The sequence below is a fragment of the Kluyvera georgiana genome (assembly GCF_050990895.1).
In the GTDB taxonomy this organism is placed as follows: domain Bacteria; phylum Pseudomonadota; class Gammaproteobacteria; order Enterobacterales; family Enterobacteriaceae; genus Kluyvera; species Kluyvera georgiana.
On the sequence record NZ_CP158865.1, the window covers coordinates 433492 to 454932 of the forward strand.

General features: G+C 54.8%; 27 protein-coding genes. 23 read left to right on the forward strand and 4 right to left on the reverse strand.

Features of this window, described 5'->3' with window-relative positions:
• The first annotated feature begins 5 nt into the window (after nucleotides 1-5).
• From mdcC to mdcH, 6 genes are all read left to right on the forward strand, one after another.
• The gene (gene mdcC, locus ABTW00_RS02005; protein ID WP_032945188.1) at nucleotides 6-305 is read left to right on the forward strand and encodes a malonate decarboxylase acyl carrier protein; all 300 of its coding nucleotides are present in this window, start codon (nucleotides 6-8) and stop codon (nucleotides 303-305) included.
• Nucleotides 298-1131, forward strand: a complete 834-nt coding sequence (locus ABTW00_RS02010; RefSeq protein ID WP_038634789.1) for a biotin-independent malonate decarboxylase subunit beta — start codon at nucleotides 298-300, stop codon at nucleotides 1129-1131. The genes mdcC and ABTW00_RS02010 overlap by 8 nt, the downstream gene beginning before the upstream one ends.
• Nucleotides 1131-1931, forward strand: a complete 801-nt coding sequence (mdcE, locus tag ABTW00_RS02015; protein ID WP_433640912.1) for a biotin-independent malonate decarboxylase subunit gamma — start codon at nucleotides 1131-1133, stop codon at nucleotides 1929-1931. Before ABTW00_RS02010 ends, mdcE begins: the two co-directional genes overlap by 1 nt.
• A gap of 123 nt (nucleotides 1932-2054) precedes the next feature.
• Complete coding sequence (locus tag ABTW00_RS02020; protein ID WP_433638503.1) at nucleotides 2055-3014, forward strand: AEC family transporter; 960 nt, start codon at nucleotides 2055-2057, stop codon at nucleotides 3012-3014.
• Nucleotides 3015-3017: 3 nt separating this feature from the next.
• Nucleotides 3018-3638 carry a malonate decarboxylase holo-ACP synthase gene (locus ABTW00_RS02025; RefSeq protein WP_433638505.1) on the forward strand — a complete coding sequence of 207 codons (621 nt, stop codon included), beginning with the start codon at nucleotides 3018-3020 and terminating at the stop codon, nucleotides 3636-3638.
• Nucleotides 3635-4531, forward strand: a complete 897-nt coding sequence (gene mdcH / locus ABTW00_RS02030; RefSeq protein ID WP_433638507.1) for a malonate decarboxylase subunit epsilon — start codon at nucleotides 3635-3637, stop codon at nucleotides 4529-4531. The genes ABTW00_RS02025 and mdcH overlap by 4 nt, the downstream gene beginning before the upstream one ends.
• Before the next feature lie 90 nt (nucleotides 4532-4621).
• Here mdcH and ABTW00_RS02035 read toward each other — a convergent pair whose 3' ends face one another.
• A complete protein-coding gene (locus ABTW00_RS02035) occupies nucleotides 4622-5554 on the reverse strand; it encodes a LysR family transcriptional regulator (RefSeq protein WP_433638509.1) in 933 nt (310 codons plus the stop codon).
• 16 nt (nucleotides 5555-5570) lie between these two features.
• Nucleotides 5571-7478, reverse strand: coding sequence for an ABC transporter ATP-binding protein (locus tag ABTW00_RS02040; RefSeq protein ID WP_064541577.1), 1908 nt, complete (start codon nucleotides 7476-7478; stop codon nucleotides 5571-5573).
• 172 nt (nucleotides 7479-7650) lie between these two features.
• Between ABTW00_RS02040 and kefG the strand changes: the two genes are divergently transcribed.
• The 4 genes from kefG (at nucleotide 7651) to slyD (ending at nucleotide 10911) form a co-directional block, all read left to right on the forward strand.
• Entirely contained in the window at nucleotides 7651-8202 is a 552-nt protein-coding gene (gene kefG, locus ABTW00_RS02045; RefSeq protein WP_064541579.1) for a glutathione-regulated potassium-efflux system ancillary protein KefG, read from the forward strand.
• A complete protein-coding gene (gene kefB, locus ABTW00_RS02050) occupies nucleotides 8202-10007 on the forward strand; it encodes a glutathione-regulated potassium-efflux system protein KefB (protein WP_064541582.1) in 1806 nt (601 codons plus the stop codon). The genes kefG and kefB overlap by 1 nt, the downstream gene beginning before the upstream one ends.
• 10 nt (nucleotides 10008-10017) lie before the next feature.
• A complete protein-coding gene (locus tag ABTW00_RS02055) occupies nucleotides 10018-10218 on the forward strand; it encodes a YheV family putative zinc ribbon protein (protein WP_064541585.1) in 201 nt (66 codons plus the stop codon).
• A gap of 96 nt (nucleotides 10219-10314) precedes the next feature.
• Nucleotides 10315-10911, forward strand: coding sequence for a peptidylprolyl isomerase (slyD, locus tag ABTW00_RS02060; RefSeq protein ID WP_064541588.1), 597 nt, complete (start codon nucleotides 10315-10317; stop codon nucleotides 10909-10911).
• Nucleotides 10912-10973: 62 nt separating this feature from the next.
• On the opposite strand, the gene ABTW00_RS02065 is transcribed toward slyD, so the two are convergent.
• Nucleotides 10974-11192 carry a protein SlyX gene (locus tag ABTW00_RS02065; protein ID WP_064541591.1) on the reverse strand — a complete coding sequence of 73 codons (219 nt, stop codon included), beginning with the start codon at nucleotides 11190-11192 and terminating at the stop codon, nucleotides 10974-10976.
• 233 nt (nucleotides 11193-11425) lie between these two features.
• Here ABTW00_RS02065 and fkpA point away from each other — a divergent pair, with 233 nt between their 5' ends.
• The 11 genes from fkpA to bfr all read left to right on the forward strand — a co-directional run bounded on the left by fkpA (nucleotide 11426) and on the right by bfr (nucleotide 19630).
• Nucleotides 11426-12247: an FKBP-type peptidyl-prolyl cis-trans isomerase gene (gene fkpA / locus ABTW00_RS02070; protein ID WP_433638513.1), complete on the forward strand. Its 822-nt coding sequence runs from the start codon at nucleotides 11426-11428 to the stop codon at nucleotides 12245-12247.
• Nucleotides 12248-12412: 165 nt separating this feature from the next.
• On the forward strand, nucleotides 12413-13135 hold the full coding sequence (locus ABTW00_RS02075) for a helix-turn-helix transcriptional regulator (RefSeq protein ID WP_064541597.1): 723 nt from the start codon (nucleotides 12413-12415) through the stop codon (nucleotides 13133-13135).
• Entirely contained in the window at nucleotides 13135-13521 is a 387-nt protein-coding gene (gene tusD / locus ABTW00_RS02080) for a sulfurtransferase complex subunit TusD (protein WP_064541599.1), read from the forward strand. The genes ABTW00_RS02075 and tusD overlap by 1 nt, the downstream gene beginning before the upstream one ends.
• Entirely contained in the window at nucleotides 13521-13880 is a 360-nt protein-coding gene (gene tusC, locus ABTW00_RS02085) for a sulfurtransferase complex subunit TusC (RefSeq protein ID WP_433638516.1), read from the forward strand. Before tusD ends, tusC begins: the two co-directional genes overlap by 1 nt.
• A gap of 7 nt (nucleotides 13881-13887) precedes the next feature.
• Nucleotides 13888-14175 carry a sulfurtransferase complex subunit TusB gene (tusB, locus tag ABTW00_RS02090; RefSeq protein WP_065356483.1) on the forward strand — a complete coding sequence of 96 codons (288 nt, stop codon included), beginning with the start codon at nucleotides 13888-13890 and terminating at the stop codon, nucleotides 14173-14175.
• Nucleotides 14176-14298: 123 nt separating this feature from the next.
• The gene (gene rpsL, locus ABTW00_RS02095) at nucleotides 14299-14673 is read left to right on the forward strand and encodes a 30S ribosomal protein S12 (protein ID WP_000246815.1); all 375 of its coding nucleotides are present in this window, start codon (nucleotides 14299-14301) and stop codon (nucleotides 14671-14673) included.
• 95 nt (nucleotides 14674-14768) lie between these two features.
• A complete protein-coding gene (gene rpsG / locus ABTW00_RS02100) occupies nucleotides 14769-15239 on the forward strand; it encodes a 30S ribosomal protein S7 (protein WP_017374162.1) in 471 nt (156 codons plus the stop codon).
• Nucleotides 15240-15335: 96 nt separating this feature from the next.
• Nucleotides 15336-17450 (forward strand): elongation factor G, encoded by a 2115-nt coding sequence (gene fusA / locus ABTW00_RS02105; protein WP_064541605.1) that lies wholly within the window; start codon nucleotides 15336-15338, stop codon nucleotides 17448-17450.
• A gap of 69 nt (nucleotides 17451-17519) precedes the next feature.
• On the forward strand, nucleotides 17520-18704 hold the full coding sequence (tuf, locus tag ABTW00_RS02110) for an elongation factor Tu (protein ID WP_003031109.1): 1185 nt from the start codon (nucleotides 17520-17522) through the stop codon (nucleotides 18702-18704).
• 182 nt (nucleotides 18705-18886) lie between these two features.
• A complete protein-coding gene (gene bfd / locus ABTW00_RS02115; RefSeq protein ID WP_035894970.1) occupies nucleotides 18887-19081 on the forward strand; it encodes a bacterioferritin-associated ferredoxin in 195 nt (64 codons plus the stop codon).
• Nucleotides 19082-19153: 72 nt separating this feature from the next.
• Nucleotides 19154-19630 carry a bacterioferritin gene (gene bfr, locus ABTW00_RS02120; RefSeq protein ID WP_064541623.1) on the forward strand — a complete coding sequence of 159 codons (477 nt, stop codon included), beginning with the start codon at nucleotides 19154-19156 and terminating at the stop codon, nucleotides 19628-19630.
• On the opposite strand, the gene ABTW00_RS02125 is transcribed toward bfr, so the two are convergent.
• The gene (locus ABTW00_RS02125; protein ID WP_433640913.1) at nucleotides 19614-20087 is read right to left on the reverse strand and encodes a prepilin peptidase; all 474 of its coding nucleotides are present in this window, start codon (nucleotides 20085-20087) and stop codon (nucleotides 19614-19616) included. The genes bfr and ABTW00_RS02125 overlap by 17 nt on opposite strands.
• A gap of 379 nt (nucleotides 20088-20466) precedes the next feature.
• Here ABTW00_RS02125 and rpsJ point away from each other — a divergent pair, with 379 nt between their 5' ends.
• Nucleotides 20467-20778 carry a 30S ribosomal protein S10 gene (rpsJ, locus tag ABTW00_RS02130; protein ID WP_001181005.1) on the forward strand — a complete coding sequence of 104 codons (312 nt, stop codon included), beginning with the start codon at nucleotides 20467-20469 and terminating at the stop codon, nucleotides 20776-20778.
• A 32-nt stretch (nucleotides 20779-20810) separates the two neighbouring features.
• A complete protein-coding gene (gene rplC / locus ABTW00_RS02135) occupies nucleotides 20811-21440 on the forward strand; it encodes a 50S ribosomal protein L3 (protein ID WP_064541630.1) in 630 nt (209 codons plus the stop codon).
• Nucleotide 21441: the final 1 nt, after the last annotated feature.

The following is a 21441-nucleotide window of genomic DNA, read 5'->3' on the forward strand; positions in this document are numbered from 1 at the left end:
ATGTTATGGAACACATTACGTTAACCGTACCGGCCAGCCGCACCTTAAGCGGTAAAGCGCTGGCAGGCGTTGTGGGCTCCGGGGATATGGAGGTGTTATTCACCGCCGACCAGGGCCAGACGTTAACCATTGATATCACCACTTCTGTCGATAACAGCACCCGCCGCTGGGAAGCGCTGTTCAACCGTCTGCAGACGGTCAGCAGCCTGCCTGCGGGCAAACTGACCATCCATGACTTCGGCGCGACGCCGGGCGTGGCGCGCATCCGTATCGAACAGGTTTTTGAAGAGGTGAGCTATGCGTGATGACCGCAGTTTTATCGAATTAAAAGCACGCCAGCGTGCGCATGCGCTGCTGGATGAAGGCAGCTACCGTGAACTGCTCGACCCATTTGAAGGCGTGATGTCGCCGTGGCTCGGCGCACAGGGCATTGTTCCACAGGCCGATGACGGCATGGTGGTGGCAAAAGGCACAATCAATGGTAAACCGGCCGTTGTTGTAGCGATTGAAGGCGCGTTCCAGGGCGGCAGCATGGGCGAAGTGTCCGGTGCCAAAATGGCAGCGGCGCTGGAGCTGGCGGCGGAAGATAACCGTAACGGCATTCCTACTCAGGCGGTACTGAGCCTGGAAACCGGCGGGGTTCGTTTACAAGAAGCGAACCTCGGTCTGGCGGCGATTGCCGATATTCATGCGGCGATTGTGGATCTGCGTCGTTACACCCCGGTGGTTGGCATTGTGGCCGGTACTGTGGGCTGCTTCGGCGGGATGTCCATCGCGGCGGCGCTGTGTAGCTATCTGATTGTGACCCGCGAAGCGCGTCTCGGCCTGAACGGCCCGCAGGTAATCGAACAGGAAGCCGGGATTGAAGAGTATGACTCCCGCGACCGTCCGTTCATCTGGAGCATGACCGGTGGTGAAGTTCGCTACGAAAGCGGGCTGGTAGAAGCACTGGTCAACGACGGTGTGAACGCGGTGAAAGCCGCCATGAACGAGGCGCTGGCGAAAGGCGTTCCGGCAAAACATCGCACCGATAATTACGACTGGTATCTCGACCGCCTGAGCCATTTTGATACCCGCAAACAGGCCGATTCAGAACAGATTAGAGCGCTCTTCGCCCGGGAGGTGAAATGATGAGTAACGTAATTAGCCGTGGCGAATTATGGCTGGAAACGCTGGCGCCAGGCGCCAAACGTATTGCAGGGCTGTGCCCGTCCGTACAGGCCGCTGATGGCGAGCTGAACGGTGAAAACGTGCGCTTTATCGCCGTCGTTCCGGATGCCCATAACCACTATCCGCGCGCCACTAAAGGTGAAGTCGGTCTGCTGGAAGGCTGGACGCTTGCGAAAGTCGTCAGCGAAACCATCGCCGCCGATGCCAACAGCGCCGTGAAGCGCCCGATCGTGGCAGTGATTGACGTCTCCAGCCAGGCCTATGGTCGTCGTGAAGAAGGCTTTGGCATTCATCAGGCGCTGGCTGGCGCGGCTGCGGCGTATGCCAATGCGCGTCTGGCAGGCCACCCGGTGATTGGTCTTATCGTCGGTAAAGCGATGTCCGGGGCATTTCTGGCGCACGGCTACCAGGCAAACCGTCTGATCGCCTTCAACGATAAAGGCGTACTGATTCACGCGATGGGCAAAGAGTCCGCGGCGCGCATTACCCTGCGTACCGTTGAGGCGCTGGAAAAACTGGCGGCAACCATTCCGCCGATGGCCTATGACATCAGCAACTACGCCACCCTGGGCCTGCTGGAAAACCTGCTGGATATCAGCAACCCGGATGCCCCATCCGCACAAGACCTGGCGCTGGTGAAAAACACCCTGCAACAGGCCATCAACGACGCTCGTCAGGACCCTACGCTGAAAAGCCGTCTGGGTGCCGACAATCGCCGCAGCTCTGCCCTCGTACGCGAACGCATGCGAGCAAGCTGGTAAGTAAAAAAGAGACCTGCCGGATGTACGGCTCCATGGGCGCTTCCCGCGCCCATGCGGGCAGCTGCATCTGAAAAAATAATAATCATCGCGCCAGTGCTAACTTTTTTTCATTACAGGTGAAATATGACTTACGTAATTGTTCATGCTCTTGCTCCGATTTTCGTCATCATGTTGCTGGGATTCTGGGCCGGGAAGGCCAAAATGGTCGACAACAAAAATGTCTCCCTGCTCAACATCTTTGTGATGGACTTTGCGTTACCCGCAGCGCTGTTTAGCGCCACGGTACAAACGCCGTGGGCCGGTATCGTGGCTCAGTCACCGCTGATTGTGGTGTTGACGCTGGCGATGTGGATTACCTATGCCGCTATCTACTTTATGGCGACCAAATTATTCAATAAATCGCCGCAGGATGCCGCCGTACTGACGCTGACCGTTGCGCTGCCAAACTATGCCGCGCTGGGTCTGCCGATTCTGGGTAGCGTGCTGGGTGAAACCTCTTCCACCTCGCTTTCCGTTGCCGTTTCCATCGCCTGCGGTTCCGTACTGATGACACCGTTCTGCCTGCTGATCCTCGAACGTGAAAAAGCGCGTGCTGAAGGCGGTAACACCGGTTCTACGCTCTCTATGCTGCCGGTACTGATGTGGCGTTCGATTAAAAAGCCAATCGTAATGGGCCCACTGTTGGGGGTTATCCTTTCCGCCATTGGTATTAAAATGCCGGAGCTGGTGCTGGCGGCGATCAAACCGCTGGGTCTGTCTGCTACTGCGGCGGCGCTGTTCCTGACCGGTGTTATCCTCTCTGCGCGTAAACTGCAAATCAATACCGTGGTGATTACTTCCACCATCGCTAAGTTGCTGATTCAACCGGCTATTGCCTGGGGTATCGTGCTGATTTTCGGCCTGCATGGTTCCGTGGCTATCACTGCCATCCTGATGATTGCATTGTCCGCGGGCTTCTTCGGCGTGGTGTTCGGTAACCGCTTTGGCGTGCAGTCTCCAGATGCAGAAGCCGTGCTGCTGTTGAGCTCTGTACTGTGTATCCTGTCGCTGCCGCTGTTTATCTCGCTGACTTCAGGAATCTAAATCATGAGCACAACATTACGTCCACACGATCTTATCTGGCTGAACGCACGCGACGCGCTCGAGGATGTCACGGAATCCTGGGTGGATACCGTCTGGCATAGCGGTCTGCCGGTGGTCGTGCGGCGTGATGTTGATGCGCAGGGGCGTATTCCCGTGGGCGTCCGCGGGATGAAGCGCGACCAGCGCGCCGCCGGTTGGGTGAAAGCGGAGGCGGTCGTTCGCGTCTGCTCGCCGGAATCGCTGGTGGACCCGCAGACGCTGCTGCGTTCGCCCTTTATCTCTCAGCCGCCGCTTCAGGTGGCTTTATTATTGGCCCAGCAGTCGTGGCCGTGGACGTGGGGCATTACCGGGAGTACCGGCTATGCGCTGGCGACCGGGATCCCGGTGATCCACGCGGCAAGCGATCTTGATCTGCTGATCCGCGCGCCTCAGCCGCTCTCCCGACAAGCGCTGGAGAAGTGGCAGCAGCAGCTGATGGGCGGGCTGTGCCGGGCGGATACCCAAGTGGATACTCCGCGCGGCGGCTTTGCCCTTAATGAATGGCTGCGTGATGGAAAAGCGCTGTTAAAAACCTCACAGGGGCCGCAACTGGTGCGCAATCCGTGGGGCAGGGAGGAGTCATGAAAATTCTGTTTACCTTCCCGGGGCAGGGGACACAGCACGAAGGTATGCTGCAAAACCTTCCGGGGGCGGAGCTCGCTCAGGCGCGTGAAGCGCTGGGCGCAGAGGTGGATACACTGGATAGCCCTGAAGCGTTGAAACATACCCGAGCCGTTCAGCTGTCTCTGCTGATTGCCGGCGTTGCATGGGCGCGTGAGCTGGAACGTCGTGGTGTCGCGCCCGATATCCTCAGTGGACTCTCCATTGGCGCGTACCCGGCGGCGGTGGTTGCCGGTGCGCTCGATTTTGCCGATGCGCTGACGCTGGTGGCGCTGCGCGGTGACTTAATGGAGCAGGCTTATCCGCACGGTTACGGCCTGACGGCGATTATGGGGCTAACGTTAAATCAGGTGGAAAGCCTGGTGGCAGACAGCGAAACCTATATTGCCAACCTGAATGCCGAAACGCAGATTGTGATTGCGGGTACCGATGAAGCGATGGCGGAAGTGGCAAAACGCGCGATGGCCAAAGGGGCCAGTAAGGCTTCTCGTCTGGCGGTGAGCGTGCCGTCGCACTGTGAACTGCTGGCCGAGCCCGCGCAAAAGCTGGTTGAAGCGTTTAGCCGCGTGACGCTTTCCCGTCCGCGCTATGCCTACCTGAGCGGCAGTACCGGGCGCGTGCTGTGGCAGCCGGAGCGTATTGCTGACGACCTGGCGATGAATATGGCACGTACGGTACGTTGGCAGGAGGCGGTTATCTCCGCTAACGAACGTGAAGCGCGGCTGGCGATTGAAATGCCACCCGGTGGCGTGCTGACCTGCCTGACGCGTCAGGCAGCGTGGGAAGGGGAGTCTATCGCCCTGGAACGCAGCGGCATGGATGTGGCCGTGCATCTGGCAAAGCGCCTTCGCGCATGATGTGATGGCCCGATGGCGCTGCGCTTATCGGGCCTACGGCTCGCACCTGATGTAGGCCGGATAAGACGCGAAGCGTCGCCATCCGGCGATTCAGGCGTTCTGGTTCAGCGTCCTGGCGTACATGCGCCCTTCGGCGGCCAGCGCTAACAGGCTTGGGTCGCGCTCGCGGTTGCGGGCAAAGACAATCGCGATAAGCTGCTGCATCTGATAGGGTTCAGCCAGTTTTTGCAGCTTCACGGTATTCTCATACATTTTCTTCATTCGCCCCGGCATTAAACAGAAACCCACCCCTGCCTGTACCAGACTGAGCATGGAGAAGATGTCGTTGACGCGGGTAACGATTTCAGGCTCAAACCCGGCGATATGAAATGCTTCCTGAAAACCGGCGTAGGTGGCAAATCCTTCCGCCAGCGAGACAAATTTCTCATTGCGATAGTGGCGCAGGTCCGCCTTCATGGTGGCGTCCAGCGTAGCTGACATCGGTGCGGCGAGGTAGATATCATCGTGGAACAGGGGCAGCACTTCGAGGCTGTTGCGGTCGATTTCGCTTTCGGAAATGGAGATGAGGATGGCGTCCAGCACGCCGTCTTCCAGCATCTTCAGCAGCGCTTCGTTGGAGCCCATGGTGAGATCCAGCTCCAGATCCGGGCGGCGCAGCTTCATGCCCATAATCAGGTGCGGTACCGTCTCCAGCGTCAGTGAGTAGAGCGTACCCACGCGCAGGCGGCCCTGACCCACGCCTGCCGTTTTGCGCGCCTCTTCCAGCCCGCGTTCCATCAATTGGGTGACTTCCTGGCAGTACTCCAGCAGCGTCCACGCCGCCGGTTGTGCAATCAGGTTGCGGCCTTTATGAACGAACAGCGGACAACGAACGTTCTCTTCCAGCGTATGCAGCGCGCGGTGAACGCTAACGCCGCTGATGTTCAGCGCCTCGGCGGTGCGGGCGATGTTACCCTTCTCCATAAAGGTCATGAAGATGGTCAGCTTGCGGAAGGTAATATCGTCGGTGATTGACAGGTTCATCGCCCGCTCCCGTGGCTTAGTCGTTTTGCATCATCTGCTCAAGCTGCTCCTGCGCCTCAAGCCATGCCATTTCACACTCTTCCAGCCCGGATTTGGCGCTAGCCTGCAATTGCAGACACTCGGTCATCTCCGCTTTTCGGCTCGGATCGTACAGGCTGCTGTCGCCGAGCTTCTCTTCTGCCTTCGCCAACTGTGCGTTGAGCTTCTCCATCTCTTTTTCCAGACGGGTAATCTCTTTACGCAGCGGCTGCGTCAGGGTGCGTAGCTCGGCTTCACGACGCTTTTGGTCTTTGCGCGACTGGGCGCTGTTGGCGTTGTTTTCCTTCGGCGCGTCGTCGCTCTGGTTTTCCTGTTTCTGCACGTCGCTCAGCCACTGTTGATAATCTTCCAGATCGCCGTCAAACGGCTCGACTTTTTTGTCGTGCACCAGATAGAGGTCGTCTGTGGTGGAGCGGATCAGGTGACGGTCGTGCGAGACTACGACCAGCGCGCCTTCGAAGTCGATTAACGCTTCGGTGAGCGCCTGACGCATGTCGAGATCCAGGTGGTTGGTCGGTTCATCGAGCAGCAGCAGGTTCGGGCGCTGCCAGACGATCAGCGCCAGCACCAGACGCGCTTTTTCGCCGCCGGAGAAGCGGGCGGTCTGTTCGGTGACTTTATCGCCCTGGAAGCCGAACCCGCCGAGATAGTCGCGCAGCTTCTGCTCCAGCTCCTGCGGCGCCATGCGCGCCAGATGCTGCAATGGGGATTCATCCGCGCGCAGGAACTCCAGCTGATGCTGGGCGAAGTAACCGAGCTTGATGCCTTTGGCGAGGCCGATTTCACCGTGCAGCGGCTCCAGTTCGCCCGCCAGCAGCTTAATCAGCGTCGACTTACCCGCACCGTTACGGCCCAGCAGGCCGATGCGCGAACCCGGCACCAGGTTCAGCTTGATAGATTCAAGGATCGTGCGATCGCCGTAGCCCGCGCTGACCTTTTCCATTTTCAGTAACGGGTTCGGCAGGCTTTCCGGCGCGCGGAAGCTGAAGTGGAACGGGTTATCCACGTGCGCCGGGGCAATGAGCTCCATACGCTCGAGCATCTTGATACGGCTTTGTGCCTGCTTGGCCTTGGTGGCCTTGGCGCGGAAACGATCGATGTAGCTTTGCAGATGCGCCACGCGCTCCTGCTGGCTTTCGTACATTGCCTGCTGTTGCGCCAGGCGGGTGGCGCGCTGCACTTCAAACGAGCTGTAGTTGCCGGTGTACTCGAACATCGTTTCCTGTTCGATATGAATAATTTTGTCCACCACCGGGTCGAGGAAATCGCGGTCGTGGGAAATCAGAATCAGCGTGCCCTGATAGCTTTTGAGCCATCGTTCCAGCCAGATAACCGCATCGAGATCGAGGTGGTTGGTGGGTTCATCGAGTAGCAGCAGGTCGGAGCGGCAGATCAGCGCCTGCGCCAGGTTGAGGCGCATACGCCAGCCGCCGGAGAAGTCGCTGACCGGGCGGTCGAGCTGTTCATTGCTGAAGCCCAGACCGTGCAGCAGGCTGGAGGCGCGAGAGCGGATAGTCCATGCATCGATCGCGTCCAGCTTGCCGTGAACGGTGGCAATGGCGTGCCCATCATCGCGTTCGTTAGCGTCGTTTAGTTGGGCTTCGAGCTGGCGGAATTCACGGTCGCCGTCAATGACATAATCCAGAGCTGGCTGGGGCAGCGCAGGGGTTTCCTGGTTTACCCACGCCAACTGCCAACTGCTGGGATAGGTAAAGTTGCCGCCATCGGCGCTTATCTCGTTTTTCAGTAGCGCGAGCAGCGTGGATTTGCCGCAGCCGTTTTTCCCCACCAGGCCGACTTTTTGCCCTGGGTTGATGGTGGCCGATGCGTTATCCAGCAGGACACGCACGCCGCGACGAATTTGTAACGAGGAGAAAACAATCATAAGGCGCCGTATGTTCTGAATATGTTAAATTGTCATTGTGGTAATGTAATGTGGTAAGCGAATCGCTAGACCGGGCCGCAATGGTAGCCCAAAACGATGACTATACACAAAATCATTCAGGTTGCGTCCCGCTACCAGAAAGAGGATGTGATTGACGCCCGGGAGGGGAATAATGACGCAGACGGCGAAAGTATTGCTGATCTATGCCCATCCGGAATCACAGGACTCGGTAGCTAACCGGGTTTTGCTTAAGCCGGCTTCGCAGTTAAGCAACGTCACGGTGCACGATCTCTACGCGCACTATCCGGACTTTTTTATTGATATCCCTCGCGAGCAGGCGCTGCTGCGCGAGCATGACGTTATCGTCTTTCAGCATCCGCTTTATACCTATAGCTGTCCTGCGCTGCTTAAAGAGTGGCTCGACCGCGTGCTAAGCCGTGGCTTTGCCAGCGGTATAGGGGGAAACCAGCTGGCGGGAAAGTACTGGCGTAGCGTGATCACCACCGGCGAGCCGGAAAGCGCCTATCGTCACGATGGCCTGAACCGCTATCCGATGAGCGATATCCTGCGCCCGTTTGAGCTGACCGCTGCCATGTGTCATATGCACTGGATGAGCCCAATTATTGTGTACTGGGCGCGACGTCAGCCGCCCGATGAACTGGCAAATCACGCCAAAGCTTATGCTGACTGGCTGGCGGCTCCGATTGTGGCAGGAGGGCGATGATGGAAGGCTCCGATTTATTACTGGCGGGGGTGCTGTTTCTCTTCGCGGCGGTGGCGGCGGTGCCGTTAGCCGCAAGGCTGGGCATCGGCGCGGTATTGGGTTACCTGCTGGCGGGGATTGCGATTGGCCCGTGGGGACTGGGCTTTATCAGCGACGTTGACGAAATTCTTCACTTCTCCGAGCTGGGCGTTGTGTTCCTGATGTTTATCATTGGACTGGAGCTGAATCCCGCCAAGCTCTGGCAGCTGCGGCGACCCATTTTTGGCATTGGCGCCGCGCAGGTCATGCTCAGCGCGGCGATCCTCGGCGGATTGCTGCTGCTAACCAACTTCTCGTGGCAGGCGGCGGCGATCGGTGGGATCGGTCTGGCGATGTCGTCGACGGCAATGGCCTTGCAGCTGATGCGCGAAAAGGGGATGAACCGCAGCGAAGCCGGGCAGCTCGGCTTTTCGGTGCTGTTGTTTCAGGATTTAGCTGTCATCCCGGCGCTGGCGCTGGTGCCGCTGCTGGCGGGGGCCGGGGACGATCATGTCCACTGGCAGGCCGTTGGCCTGAAGGTGCTGGCTTTCGGCGGCATGTTGATTGGCGGACGCTACCTGCTGCGCCCGGTGTTCCGCTTTATCGCCAGCTCTGGCGTACGTGAAGTGTTTACCGCGGCTACGCTGCTGTTGGTCCTCGGTTCTGCGCTGTTTATGGATGCGCTGGGCCTGTCGATGGCGCTGGGGACCTTTATTGCGGGCGTGCTGCTGGCGGAAAGCGAATATCGCCACGAGCTGGAAATTGCCATCGAGCCGTTTAAAGGGCTGCTGTTGGGGCTGTTCTTTATTTCGGTGGGCATGTCGCTGAATCTCGGCGTGCTTTACAGCCATCTGTTATTGGTGGTGGGCTGCGTGGCGCTGCTGGTGGCGGTGAAGACCCTGGTACTGTATCTGCTGGCGCACCTCAACGGGATGCGCAGTGCGGAGCGCATGCAGTTTGCCGGTGTGCTGAGCCAGGGCGGCGAGTTTGCCTTCGTGCTCTTTTCTGCCGCCTCGTCGTTCAAAGTCTTCAAAGGTGACCAGATGTCGCTGCTGCTGGTGACGGTCACGTTGTCGATGATGACCACGCCGCTACTGATGAAGATAGTGGATCGGGTGCTCTCGCGACGCTTTAACGGCCCGGAGGAAGAAGATGAAGCGCCGTGGGTGGAAGATGACAAGCCGCAGGTGATCGTGGTGGGCTTTGGCCGTTTCGGTCAGGTGATTGGCCGCTTGCTAATGGCCAACAAGCTGCGCATTACCGTACTTGAGCGCGATATCAGCGCGGTCAACCTGATGCGCAAATACGGCTACAAGGTTTATTACGGCGACGCTACGCAGGTGGAGCTGTTGCGCTCGGCGGGGGCCGAACAGGCACAGTCGATCGTCATCACCTGCAACGAACCGGAAGATACCATGAAGCTGGTGGAAATCTGCCAGCAGCACTTCCCGCATCTGAACATTATGGCGCGTGCACGGGGACGTGTGGAGGCGCACGAACTGCTGCAGGCGGGCGTGGTACAGTTTTCTCGTGAGACCTTTTCCAGCGCGCTGGAACTGGGGCGTAAAGCGCTGATCTCGACCGGGATGCACCCGCATCAGGCACAGCGCGCGCAGCTGCACTTTAAGCGCCTGGACATGCGCATGCTGCGCGAACTCATGCCGGTCCACAGCGATACTCAACAAATTTCGCGCGTGCGGGAAGCGCGGCGGGAGCTGGAGGAGATCTTCCAGCGTGAGATGCAACAAGAGCGACGGCAGCTGGACGGCTGGGACGAATTTGAATAGAAGGTGAAGCATGGCGATACGTAAACGTTTTATCGCGGGCGCAAAATGCCCGTCGTGTCAGGCGCAGGATTCCATGGCGATGTGGCGCGAGAATAATATCGATGTGGTTGAATGCGTTAAGTGCGGGCACCAGATGCGTGAAGCGGATAAAGAAGCGCGCGATCACGTGCGCAAAGAGGAACAAGTGATCGGGATTTTTCATCCGGAGTAGCGATCCGTGCTGTCTTTTTTTAAGCTTATGGGTACACGGGTGTAGAATTCCGCTACAATCTGCGCCACTAAAATATTCCCATGCTCAGGAGATATCATGAAAGTAGCAAAAGACCTGGTGGTCAGCCTGGCCTATCAGGTACGTACAGAAGACGGTGTGTTGGTTGATGAGTCTCCGGTAAGTGCACCGCTGGACTACCTGCATGGTCACGGTTCCCTGATCTCCGGCCTGGAAAATGCGCTGGACGGTCACGATGTTGGTGATAAATTCGACGTTGCTGTTCAAGCTAACGACGCTTACGGTCAGTACGACGAAAACCTGGTACAGCGCGTTCCTAAAGACGTCTTCATGGGCGTTGATGAACTGCAGGTTGGCATGCGCTTCCTGGCTGAAACCGACCAGGGTCCAGTACCGGTTGAAATCACCGAAGTTGAAGACGACCACGTTGTGGTTGACGGTAACCACATGCTGGCTGGCCAGAACCTGAAGTTCAGCGTTGAAGTTGTGGCTATCCGTGAAGCAACCGAAGAAGAACTGGCTCATGGCCACGTTCACGGCGCGCACGATCATCATCACGATCACGGTGAAGACGGTTGCTGCGGCGGTCACGGCCACGACCACGGTCATGACCACGGCGGCGAAGGCTGCTGCGGCGGTGGCGGTAAAGGCCACGGCGGCTGCGGCTGCCACTAATCCCTCTCGTTCTTACGAACGACAGAGACAAAAAAAGCGGGGAAACCCGCTTTTTTTACGTCTTAATAATGGGGTGGCGGCGTCTCTTCAGACTGCGACGCGATGTGTGACGGCTGGCTGGCTTTGAGTTTTTCCGTTAGCAGACGCAGATGCTCTCGCAGTTTGGCCATCTCCATTTCATGAGCGGTCACCGTCTGGTTGAGATCCTCAATGGTGATCTCCTGGAAGGCCAGCCGGCTTTCAAGCTCCTCCAGACGCGCTTCGATAGTCGTTTCCTGCATGATGTCTCTCTCTACTCGGTTATCGCCAAAAGCGTTTCTGACGTGGCGGATTCTACGCAACTTTACCCTGGCATGCAGCACTGCCGTTCGTGAGCGGAAACTAATTTAAACAAAAAGAGTCTGAAAAGGGTCGATATCAGGAGCGTTCGTATGTAGATTTCCTCTACAACGTTTTATAGTACGCTTCTCATTTAGTTAACATGGGGCGAGAGGCCCCGGCCCTGGAGAGATGGATGAAATCACTGTTTAAAGTAACGCTTCTGGCAACCACAATGGCCGTTGCACTGAATGCGCCTCTGACCTTCGCAGCTGACGCGGCGTCGAAAGCGGCCCCGGCAGCAGAAAGCAAAGCTGCATTCAAAAATGACGACCAGAAATCTGCCTATGCGCTGGGCGCATCGCTGGGTCGTTACATGGAAAATTCTCTGAAAGAACAGGAAAAACTGGGCATCAAACTGGATAAAGACCAGCTAATTGCCGGCGTTCAGGACGCTTTTGCTGACAAGAGCAAGCTGTCCGATCAGGAAATTGAACAAACTCTGCAGGCTTTCGAAACTCGCGTGAAGACCTCCGCTCAGGCGAAGATGGAAAAAGACGCGGCTGATAACGAAGCGAAAGGCAAAGCCTACCGCGACAAGTTTGCCAAAGAGAAGGATGTGAAAACCTCTAAAACCGGCCTGCTGTTTAAAGTAGAGAAAGAAGGTACCGGCGAAGCACCGAAAGACAGCGACACCGTGGTTGTTAACTACAAGGGTACGCTGATCGACGGTAAAGAGTTCGATAACTCCTACACCCGCGGTGAGCCGCTCTCCTTCCGTCTGGATGGTGTCATTCCGGGCTGGACCGAAGGCCTGAAGAACATCAAGAAAGGCGGTAAAATTCAGCTGGTTATCCCACCGGATCTGGCATACGGAAAAACCGGCGTTCCGGGTATCCCGGCTAACTCGACCCTGGTCTTCGACGTTGAACTGTTAGACGTGAAACCGGCACCGAAAGCTGAAGCGCAGCCTGAAGCCGCACCGGCAGATAAGGCCGCTGAAGCGAGCAAAAAATAAGAGTCAGACAGCCGCCGCCCACTGGGCGGCGGCTTTTTATTATCGGCAGGATATAATTAATGCTGGAAAGCGCCTTATGCGCTGTATTACTTTAGATGCCCCTAATAGTGATGAGCCTGCCCTGACAACATAACGACAGGCTCCTGAAAAGGAGTGCTTTTTTTCATGTCCAGGTCGCTTTTAACCAACGAAACCAGTGAACTTGATTTACTGGATCAACGTCCTTTCGATCAGACCGACTTTGATATTCTTAAATCCTACGAAGCGGTGGTGGACGGGTTGGCGATGCTCATTGGTTCCCACTGCGAAATCGTGCTGCATTCACTTCAGGATCTTAAATGTTCGGCAATACGCATCGCAAACGGTGAACATACCGGGCGGAAAATCGGCTCGCCGATTACCGATCTCGCGCTCCGTATGCTGCATGATATGACCGGGGCGGATAGCAGCGTTTCCAAATGCTATTTTACTCGCGCCAAAAGCGGCGTGCTGATGAAGTCGGTCACTATTGCCATCCGTAATCGCGATCAGCGCGTCATTGGCCTGCTGTGCATCAACATGAACCTCGATGTGCCGTTCTCACAGATCATGAACACCTTTATCCCGCCAGAGACGCCGGAAGTGGGCTCTGCGGTTAACTTCGCCTCATCGGTGGAGGATCTGGTGACCCAGACGCTGGAGTTCACTATCGAAGAGGTCAATGCCGATCGCAACGTTTCCAATAACGCCAAAAATCGCCAGATCGTGCTTAACCTTTACGAGAAAGGCATCTTCGACATCAAAGATGCTATCAACCAGGTGGCCGATCGCCTGAACATCTCCAAACACACGGTGTACCTCTATATTCGTCAGTTCAAGAATGGCGATTTCCTGGGGCAAGATAAGTAATGCGTTTTGCTCTGATGGTGACCGGGCCAGCCTATGGCACGCAGCAGGCCAGCAGCGCGCTGCTGTTTGCGCAGGCGGCGCTGGCTGAAGGTCACGAGATAGCCTGTGTATTTTTTTATCGTGAAGGGGTATACAACGCCAATCAGCTGAGTTCCCCTGCCAGCGATGAGTTTGATCTGGTTCGTGCATGGCAATCACTGCATGATACGCACGGTGTGGCGCTGCATATTTGTGTCGCCGCCGCGCTCCGTAGAGGCGTGACCGACGAAACGGAAGCTGGGCAGCTTGGTCTGCCAACGTCTAACCTACAGCCGGGCTTTTCGCTGAGCGGATTGGGTTCGCTGGCCGAAGCCGCATTAACCTGCGATCGAATGGTGCAGTTCTGATGAAACACGTCGCATTTGTTTTCTCCAGCGCCCCTCACGGCAGCGCTGCAGGCCGTGAAGGGTTGGATGCGCTGCTGGCGACGTCGGCATTAAGCGAAGACCTTGGCGTCTTTTTCATTGGCGACGGCGTGTTTCAACTGCTCAGCCAGCAGGCACCCGGCGTTATTCTGGCGCGTGACTACATCGCCACTTTCAAGCTGCTGGCGCTCTACGATATTGAAAACTGCTGGATCTGCGCCGCATCAATGCGTGAACGCGGTCTGGCGGCTGATACGGCATTTGTCGCTGACGTGGAACCGTTAGAACCGAATGCCCTGCGTGAACGGCTTAATGGCTACGACGTCATTCTGCGCTTTTGAGGCCTCTATGCTGCATACGCTCAGTACCTCTCCCTGGCATTCCGATATTGCGGGTATGATCCGTCTGATGGCAGAAGGTGATGATTTGCTGCTGCTTGCTGACGGTGTGCTCGCGGCGGTGGAAAACAGCCACTTTCTTGAAATCCTGCGCGCTGCCCCCATATCCATCCATGTGTTGAATGTAGATGTGCAGGCGCGCGGTCTTTGTGCTCAAATTTCGAGCGATGTCATCATGGTCAGCTATACTGACTTCGTCAGGTTAACGGTAAAACACCCGGCTCAAATGACCTGGTAATGCCATACCGTTGTATATTTCTTGACACCCTTTCGGCATGGCCCTAAAATTTCGCGTCCTCATATTATATGAGGCGATTTATTACGTGTTTACGAAGCAAAAGCTAAAACCAGGAGCTATTTAATGGCAACAGTTAACCAGCTGGTTCGCAAACCACGTGCTCGCAAAGTTGCAAAAAGCAACGTGCCTGCACTGGAAGCCTGCCCGCAGAAACGTGGCGTATGTACTCGTGTATATACTACCACTCCTAAAAAACCGAACTCCGCACTGCGTAAAGTTTGCCGTGTTCGTCTGACTAACGGTTTTGAAGTTACCTCCTACATCGGTGGTGAAGGTCATAACCTGCAGGAGCACTCCGTGATCCTGATCCGTGGCGGTCGTGTAAAAGACCTTCCGGGTGTTCGTTACCACACCGTTCGTGGTGCGCTTGACTGCTCCGGCGTTAAAGACCGTAAGCAAGCTCGCTCCAAGTATGGCGTGAAGCGTCCTAAGGCTTAATGGTTCTCCGTTAAGTAAGGCCAAACGTTTTATATTAATGTCAAACTAAACTCTTTGAGTTTTGGACAATCCTGAATTAACAACGGAGTATTTCCATGCCACGTCGTCGCGTCATTGGTCAGCGTAAAATCCTGCCGGATCCTAAGTTCGGATCAGAACTGCTGGCTAAATTTGTTAACATCCTGATGGTAGATGGTAAAAAATCTACTGCAGAATCAATCGTATACAGCGCGCTGGAGACCCTGGCTCAGCGTTCTGGTAAAAATGAACTGGAAGCTTTCGAAGTCGCTCTCGAAAACGTTCGCCCGACTGTAGAAGTTAAATCCCGCCGCGTAGGTGGTTCTACTTATCAGGTACCAGTTGAAGTTCGTCCGGTTCGTCGTAATGCTCTGGCAATGCGTTGGATCGTAGAAGCTGCTCGTAAACGCGGTGATAAATCCATGGCTCTGCGCCTGGCGAACGAACTTTCTGACGCTGCAGAAAACAAAGGTACTGCAGTTAAGAAACGTGAAGACGTTCACCGTATGGCAGAAGCCAACAAGGCGTTCGCACACTACCGTTGGTAATCCCTTCGGAGTATTAGTCACCAGGCGGGCGCTTCAGCGAAGCTGCCCGCTTTGGGTTACTTAACTGAACGCCTAAAAAGATAAACGAGGAATCAAATGGCTCGTACAACACCCATCGCACGCTACCGTAACATCGGTATCAGTGCGCACATCGACGCCGGTAAAACCACTACTACCGAACGTATTCTGTTCTACACCGGTGTAAACCATAAAATCGGTGAAGTTCACGACGGCGCCGCTACCATGGACTGGATGGAGCAGGAGCAGGAACGTGGTATTACCATCACTTCCGCTGCAACTACTGCATTCTGGTCTGGTATGGCTAAGCAGTATGAACCGCATCGCGTAAACATCATCGACACCCCGGGGCACGTTGACTTCACCATCGAAGTAGAACGTTCCATGCGTGTTCTTGACGGTGCGGTAATGGTTTACTGCGCAGTTGGTGGTGTTCAGCCACAGTCTGAAACCGTATGGCGTCAGGCTAACAAGTATAAAGTACCGCGCATCGCGTTCGTTAACAAAATGGACCGTATGGGCGCTAACTTCCTGAAAGTTGTTGGTCAGATCAAAACCCGTCTGGGCGCGAACCCTGTTCCGCTGCAGCTGGCAATTGGCGCTGAAGAAGCGTTCACCGGTGTTGTTGACCTGGTGAAAATGAAAGCCATCAACTGGAACGAAGAAGACGCAGGCGTAACCTTCACTTATGAAGATATCCCGGCTGACATGCAGGAACTGGCTGACGAATGGCACCAGAACCTGATCGAGTCCGCTGCTGAAGCTTCAGAAGAGCTGATGGAGAAATACCTGGGTGGTGAAGAACTGACTGAAGAAGAGATCAAAAAAGCTCTGCGTCAGCGCGTTCTGAACAACGAAATCATCCTGGTAACCTGTGGTTCTGCGTTCAAGAACAAAGGTGTTCAGGCGATGCTGGATGCGGTAATTGATTACCTGCCATCCCCGGTTGACGTACCTGCGATCAACGGTATCCTGGACGACGGTAAAGACACTCCGGCTGAGCGTCACGCAAGCGACGACGAGCCGTTCTCTGCACTGGCGTTCAAAATCGCTACCGACCCGTTTGTTGGTAACCTGACCTTCTTCCGCGTGTACTCCGGTGTGGTTAACTCTGGTGATACCGTACTGAACTCCGTGAAAGCTGCACGTGAGCGTTTCGGTCGTATCGTTCAGATGCACGCTAACAAACGTGAAGAGATCAAAGAAGTTCGCGCGGGCGACATCGCTGCTGCAATCGGTCTGAAAGACGTAACCACTGGTGACACCCTGTGTGACCCGGATGCGCCGATCATTCTGGAACGTATGGAATTCCCTGAGCCGGTAATCTCCATCGCAGTAGAACCGAAAACCAAAGCTGACCAGGAAAAAATGGGTCTGGCTCTGGGCCGTCTGGCTAAAGAAGACCCATCATTCCGCGTATGGACTGATGAAGAATCTAACCAGACCATTATCGCCGGTATGGGTGAGCTGCACCTCGACATCATCGTTGACCGTATGAAGCGTGAATTCAACGTTGAAGCGAACGTCGGTAAACCTCAGGTTGCTTACCGCGAAGCGATTCGCGCGAAAGTTACCGATATCGAAGGTAAACACGCTAAGCAGTCTGGTGGTCGCGGTCAGTACGGTCATGTTGTTATCGACATGTACCCGCTGGAGCCGGGTTCCAACCCGAAAGGCTACGAGTTCATCAACGACATTAAAGGTGGTGTAATCCCTGGCGAATACATCCCGGCCGTTGATAAAGGTATCCAGGAACAGCTGAAATCTGGCCCGCTGGCTGGTTACCCGGTTGTTGACATGGGTGTTCGTCTGCACTTCGGTTCTTACCATGACGTTGACTCCTCTGAACTGGCGTTTAAACTGGCCGCTTCTATCGCCTTCAAAGATGGCTTTAAGAAAGCGAAACCAGTTCTGCTTGAGCCGATCATGAAGGTTGAAGTAGAGACTCCGGAAGAGAACACTGGTGACGTTATCGGTGACTTGAGCCGCCGTCGTGGTATGCTCAAAGGTCAGGAATCCAACGTGACTGGCGTTGTGATCCACGCTGAAGTTCCGCTGTCCGAAATGTTCGGTTATGCGACTCAGCTGCGTTCACTGACCAAAGGCCGTGCTTCTTACTCCATGGAGTTCCTGAAGTACGACGATGCGCCGAACAACGTTGCTCAGGCCGTTATTGAAGCCCGTGGTAAATAATCCACAGGATTAAAACCTAAGTCCCGTGCTCTCTCCAAAGGGGAGAGCACTATAGTAAGGAATATAGCCGTGTCTAAAGAAAAATTTGAACGTACAAAACCGCACGTTAACGTCGGCACCATCGGCCACGTTGACCACGGTAAAACTACCCTGACCGCTGCAATCACCACCGTTCTGGCTAAAACCTACGGCGGTGCTGCTCGTGCTTTCGACCAGATCGATAACGCTCCGGAAGAAAAAGCTCGTGGTATCACCATCAACACCTCCCACGTTGAATATGACACCCCGACCCGTCACTACGCGCACGTAGACTGCCCGGGGCACGCCGACTATGTTAAAAACATGATCACCGGTGCTGCGCAGATGGACGGCGCGATCCTGGTTGTTGCTGCGACTGACGGCCCGATGCCGCAGACTCGTGAGCACATCCTGCTGGGTCGTCAGGTAGGCGTTCCGTACATCATCGTGTTCCTGAACAAATGCGACATGGTTGATGACGAAGAGCTGCTGGAACTGGTTGAAATGGAAGTTCGTGAACTTCTGTCTCAGTACGACTTCCCGGGCGACGACACTCCGATCGTTCGTGGTTCTGCTCTGAAAGCGCTGGAAGGCGAAGCTGAGTGGGAAGCGAAAATCATCGAACTGGCAGGCTTCCTGGATTCTTACATCCCGGAACCAGAGCGTGCGATTGACAAGCCGTTCCTGCTGCCGATCGAAGACGTATTCTCCATCTCCGGTCGTGGTACCGTTGTTACCGGTCGTGTAGAGCGCGGTATCATCAAAGTTGGCGAAGAAGTTGAAATCGTTGGTATCAAAGAGACTGCTAAGTCTACCTGTACTGGCGTTGAAATGTTCCGCAAACTGCTGGACGAAGGCCGTGCTGGTGAGAACGTTGGTGTTCTGCTGCGTGGTATCAAACGTGAAGAAATCGAACGTGGTCAGGTACTGGCTAAGCCGGGTTCTATCAAGCCGCACACCAAGTTCGAATCTGAAGTGTACATCCTGTCCAAAGACGAAGGCGGCCGTCATACTCCGTTCTTCAAAGGCTACCGTCCGCAGTTCTACTTCCGTACTACTGACGTGACTGGTACCATCGAACTGCCGGAAGGCGTTGAGATGGTAATGCCGGGCGACAACATCAAAATGGTTGTTACCCTGATCCACCCGATCGCGATGGACGACGGTCTGCGTTTCGCAATCCGTGAAGGCGGCCGTACCGTTGGCGCGGGCGTTGTTGCTAAAGTAATGAGCTAATTATTGATTAATTAGCTTTGAGCTTAAAAAGGGCGCTTCGGCGCCCTTTTTGCTTTTTATGGTTTTATTCCGCCTGTATTTCGCACGATTTGCTCGCATATTTCCTCGTCGTTTTGCGTTCTGGTATTGTAATCATAATTATTCTCACTTACACTTTGTTCAGAAATTGAACGGGAGTAGGTATGTACGTTTGTTTGTGTAATGGCGTCAGCGATAAAAAAATTCGCCAGGCAGTGCGCCAGTTTCATCCGCAGTCTTTCCAGCAATTAAGAAAATGTATTCCTATTGGAAATCAATGTGGTAAGTGCGTTCGTGCGGCTCGAGAGGTGATGGAAGACGAATTAATGCAAATGCCAGAGTTCAAAGAGATTGCCTGAGCCCGGATTTCTTTTTTGACATCCCTGTAGGCCGTTCTACGCTTCAATAAGTGGAAGCGGAGGGTCTATATAATGAAAGGTGACGTTAAGATTATAAATTATCTCAATAAATTATTGGGAAATGAGCTTGTCGCAATCAATCAATACTTTCTCCATGCGAGAATGTTCAAAAACTGGGGCCTGATGCGCCTCAATGATATCGAGTATCACGAATCCATTGATGAAATGAAGCACGCCGATAAGTACATTGAGCGTATTTTGTTTCTTGAAGGGATCCCCAATCTGCAGGATCTTGGCAAGCTGCATATCGGCGAAGACGTCGAAGAGATGCTGCAATCAGATTTAAAGCTGGAACTGGACGGCGCAAAAGATCTGCGTGAAGCCATTGCCTATGCTGATAGCGTCCATGACTACGTGAGCCGCGATATGCTGATCGAGATACTCACCGAAGAAGAGCATCATATCGACTGGCTGGAGACTGAGCTGGATCTGATTGGCAAAATTGGCCTACAGAATTACCTGCAGTCGCAAATTAAAGTTGCAGATTAATCGTCGCCAGGCCGGCGATAATAAAACCCGCAGCCCCCAGAAATGGACCAAACGGCAGCGGGTTTTTTATTGTCTTCGCAGACCGTCTCCAGATAGCCTGAGTCAGGATGTAAGTGCCTGCCATCGCGCAGGCGGTAACAAGCAGTACCGGTAATGATTGCCACCCGTGCCACGCTCCCAGGGCCGCGAGATATTTTACATCCCCATACCCTAAGCCCTCACAGCGGCGTATTGCCCGGTATCCCCAGTAGAACATGCTCATAATACCGTAGCCGGCAAATATCCCCCAAAGCGCATCGCTGAGACTCGCCGGATGCAGACTGAGCTGGAATAGCACTCCAGTCCACAGTAAAGGACAGGTCAGACGGTTTGGCAGCAGACCGGTATGGGCATCATGCCAGCACAGGGCGCCGCTGAGCAGCGTATAAACCATAAAGAAGGGGAGGGCTAGAAGCATCATATCGGTGTCGTCCGAAGGGAAAAGTGACTTTAGTTTGCGAAGCGCGGGCATAGTTGGCAAAAGGCAATCTCAGCGACTGCGAGACGTTATCCAGGCAACCGTACGAGATTGCAGGTGTGCAGGTTGTTTTGCGAACGGTGTGCAGGATGTGGTGATTAATTTATAAACACGGCTTGCTTCACATGGGTATTTGTGTATAATGCGCGGGCTTGTCTAATATTGACAGGCGGTTCAATCTGAACCAGGTACTGCGTAAGCGATACCAGACAATGTTCCCAATTGGGGAACTCTGTAAGAACGGTTACACTCTCCCATCAATCGTAATGGGTTTGAGGAGTAACTATTTCGTCTATAAAATAATTGGAGCTCTGGTCTCATGCAGAACCAAAGAATCCGTATCCGCCTGAAAGCGTTTGATCATCGTCTGATCGATCAATCAACCGCGGAAATCGTCGAGACTGCTAAGCGCACTGGTGCGCAAGTCCGTGGTCCGATCCCGCTGCCGACCCGCAAAGAGCGTTTCACCGTTCTGATCTCTCCGCACGTTAACAAAGACGCGCGTGATCAGTACGAGATCCGTACTCACAAGCGTCTGGTTGACATCGTTGAGCCAACTGAAAAAACCGTTGATGCTCTGATGCGTCTGGACCTGGCTGCCGGTGTAGACGTGCAGATCAGCCTGGGTTAATCAGGTCATCGAGCGATTGAGAGGTTGATACAATGATTGGTTTAGTCGGTAAAAAAGTGGGTATGACCCGCATCTTCACTGAAGATGGCGTATCTATCCCAGTAACCGTTATCGAAGTTGAAGCAAACCGCGTTACTCAGATCAAAGATCTGGCTAACGATGGCTATCGCGCTGTTCAGGTTACCACTGGTGCTAAAAAAGCTAACCGTGTAACTAAGCCGGAAGCTGGCCACTTTGCTAAAGCTGGCGTAGAAGCTGGCCGCGGCCTGTGGGAATTCCGTCTGGCAGATGGTGAAGAATACACCGTAGGTCAGAGCATCAGCGTTGAACTGTTTGCTGACGTTAAAAAAGTTGACGTAACCGGTACCTCTAAAGGTAAAGGTTTCGCTGGTACCGTTAAGCGCTGGAACTTCCGTACCCAGGACGCTACTCACGGTAACTCCTTGTCTCACCGCGTTCCGGGTTCTATCGGTCAGAACCAGACTCCGGGCAAAGTGTTCAAAGGCAAGAAAATGGCAGGTCAGCTGGGCAACGAACGCGTTACTGTTCAGAGCCTGGACGTAGTACGTGTTGACGCTGAGCGCAACCTGCTGCTGGTTAAAGGTGGTGTTCCGGGTGCGACCGGTTGCGACCTGATCGTTAAACCAGCTGTGAAGGCGTAAG

Coding starts and splice junctions, on each gene's coding strand:
- mdcC (WP_032945188.1), top strand. CDS start 6: ATGGAACACATTACGTTAACCGTACCGGCCAGCCGCACCTTAAGCGGT.
- ABTW00_RS02010 (WP_038634789.1), top strand. CDS start 298: ATGCGTGATGACCGCAGTTTTATCGAATTAAAAGCACGCCAGCGTGCG.
- mdcE (WP_433640912.1), top strand. CDS start 1,131: ATGAGTAACGTAATTAGCCGTGGCGAATTATGGCTGGAAACGCTGGCG.
- ABTW00_RS02020 (WP_433638503.1), top strand. CDS start 2,055: ATGACTTACGTAATTGTTCATGCTCTTGCTCCGATTTTCGTCATCATG.
- ABTW00_RS02025 (WP_433638505.1), top strand. CDS start 3,018: ATGAGCACAACATTACGTCCACACGATCTTATCTGGCTGAACGCACGC.
- mdcH (WP_433638507.1), top strand. CDS start 3,635: ATGAAAATTCTGTTTACCTTCCCGGGGCAGGGGACACAGCACGAAGGT.
- ABTW00_RS02035 (WP_433638509.1), bottom strand. CDS start 5,554: ATGAACCTGTCAATCACCGACGATATTACCTTCCGCAAGCTGACCATC.
- ABTW00_RS02040 (WP_064541577.1), bottom strand. CDS start 7,478: ATGATTGTTTTCTCCTCGTTACAAATTCGTCGCGGCGTGCGTGTCCTG.
- kefG (WP_064541579.1), top strand. CDS start 7,651: ATGACGCAGACGGCGAAAGTATTGCTGATCTATGCCCATCCGGAATCA.
- kefB (WP_064541582.1), top strand. CDS start 8,202: ATGGAAGGCTCCGATTTATTACTGGCGGGGGTGCTGTTTCTCTTCGCG.
- ABTW00_RS02055 (WP_064541585.1), top strand. CDS start 10,018: ATGGCGATACGTAAACGTTTTATCGCGGGCGCAAAATGCCCGTCGTGT.
- slyD (WP_064541588.1), top strand. CDS start 10,315: ATGAAAGTAGCAAAAGACCTGGTGGTCAGCCTGGCCTATCAGGTACGT.
- ABTW00_RS02065 (WP_064541591.1), bottom strand. CDS start 11,192: ATGCAGGAAACGACTATCGAAGCGCGTCTGGAGGAGCTTGAAAGCCGG.
- fkpA (WP_433638513.1), top strand. CDS start 11,426: ATGAAATCACTGTTTAAAGTAACGCTTCTGGCAACCACAATGGCCGTT.
- ABTW00_RS02075 (WP_064541597.1), top strand. CDS start 12,413: ATGTCCAGGTCGCTTTTAACCAACGAAACCAGTGAACTTGATTTACTG.
- tusD (WP_064541599.1), top strand. CDS start 13,135: ATGCGTTTTGCTCTGATGGTGACCGGGCCAGCCTATGGCACGCAGCAG.
- tusC (WP_433638516.1), top strand. CDS start 13,521: ATGAAACACGTCGCATTTGTTTTCTCCAGCGCCCCTCACGGCAGCGCT.
- tusB (WP_065356483.1), top strand. CDS start 13,888: ATGCTGCATACGCTCAGTACCTCTCCCTGGCATTCCGATATTGCGGGT.
- rpsL (WP_000246815.1), top strand. CDS start 14,299: ATGGCAACAGTTAACCAGCTGGTTCGCAAACCACGTGCTCGCAAAGTT.
- rpsG (WP_017374162.1), top strand. CDS start 14,769: ATGCCACGTCGTCGCGTCATTGGTCAGCGTAAAATCCTGCCGGATCCT.
- fusA (WP_064541605.1), top strand. CDS start 15,336: ATGGCTCGTACAACACCCATCGCACGCTACCGTAACATCGGTATCAGT.
- bfd (WP_035894970.1), top strand. CDS start 18,887: ATGTACGTTTGTTTGTGTAATGGCGTCAGCGATAAAAAAATTCGCCAG.
- bfr (WP_064541623.1), top strand. CDS start 19,154: ATGAAAGGTGACGTTAAGATTATAAATTATCTCAATAAATTATTGGGA.
- ABTW00_RS02125 (WP_433640913.1), bottom strand. CDS start 20,087: ATGCTTCTAGCCCTCCCCTTCTTTATGGTTTATACGCTGCTCAGCGGC.
- rpsJ (WP_001181005.1), top strand. CDS start 20,467: ATGCAGAACCAAAGAATCCGTATCCGCCTGAAAGCGTTTGATCATCGT.
- rplC (WP_064541630.1), top strand. CDS start 20,811: ATGATTGGTTTAGTCGGTAAAAAAGTGGGTATGACCCGCATCTTCACT.